1 pseudogene is annotated in these 1,289 nt (G+C 58.6%); it reads left to right on the top strand.

The features are described from left to right. Positions 1 to 121: 121 nt before the first annotated feature. Positions 122 to 898: pseudogene (locus tag ABVQ20_RS40405) on the top strand (IS110 family RNA-guided transposase); the annotation flags it as partial. Positions 899 to 1,289 lie beyond the last annotated feature (391 nt).

Here is a 1,289-nt window from a genome sequence, read left to right on the forward strand (position 1 = left end):
CGATGCGAGCGTGCTCGCCTGGCTCGACACACTCTGAAATAATGCGGAGGAACATGGACAAAAACGGCTAAAATCTGCCGATCAGACCGCGCTCCTCCGCATTATGGTCACCTGACGATTAGTCAAACGCGGCAAGAGTGACGCGCTCGATGCCGAAGCGATCTGCGAAGCTGTGCAGCGCCCGACGATGCGTTTCGTACCGGTGAAGACGATCGAGCAGCAGAGCATTCTCATGACCCATCGCGCCCGATCGTTGCTCGTGCGCCAACGCACCATGATCGCCAATGCCTTGCGCGCGCATTTGGCCGAACTCGGTCTTGTCGCAAATCCCGGCATCGCTAATCTGGCGAAGCTAGCCGAACAGGCGCTGTCCGACGAAAACGCTTTACCAGTTCATGCCCATACTTCTCTGGGGGTTCTTGTTCGCCAGATCATGGCACTCAACGATGAGATCGCGGAACTGGATCGGCAGCTCATGGCCTGGCATGCCGAGAGCGAGGCCAGTCGCCGGCTCGCCGGAATCCCTGGCCTCGGCGTGATCACGGCCACGGCTCTTGCCGCCACCGTCACCGATCCCGATCAGTTCCGCTCGGGCAGGCAGTTCGCCGCCTGGCTCGGGCTGACACCACAACAACATTCCACCGGCGGCAAGGCACGGCTCGGTGGCATCTCCAAGCAGGGAGACAGATACTTGCGTCGCTTGCTCGTCGTCGGCGCCACCGCCGTAATCCGCCACACAAAGGACAAGCCAACGCCCATGGCGAACTGGATCAGAAAGCTCATGGAGAAAAAGCCGTTCAGGCTTGTCTCCGTTGCACTCGCCAACAAGCTCGCCCGGATCGCGTGGGTCGTACTGACGCGCAAGGAAGCCTATCGACCTTACGAACTCACAGCCTGACGAAACACAGATCACCCGAATTGGTAACGGCAGTCGATGATGAGTAACGATCGAGCCAATGGTGAGACCAACCCGTCTGATTCAATGCGCCTTATAAGTGCGTCAGCTTGATCAGGGACCTCACCGGCGGATTTCCATCATGGCCAGCAGCAAACATCACGCCGCACAAAAAGGCCGGACATATGAAAGCAACCGATCAAAACCATCCCGAAAAAGAGCCCTTGCCATAGGGGGCGTCCACATATGAATCAGATTTGCAAGCCTAAGGGAATCTGGAGGCTTCTGTGAGGTCTGCAGGCACGACGGAGCGTCCGGCTGGTTGTCGGACCTCATTGCAAGCCGGATTGAACGGAGCCGCGGGCAAGACTGGCGCTATGGGGATTGTAGCCGG

Origin of the sequence: Mesorhizobium shangrilense, assembly GCF_040537815.1 — a bacterium.
Taxonomy (GTDB): Bacteria; Pseudomonadota; Alphaproteobacteria; order Rhizobiales; family Rhizobiaceae; genus Mesorhizobium; species Mesorhizobium shangrilense.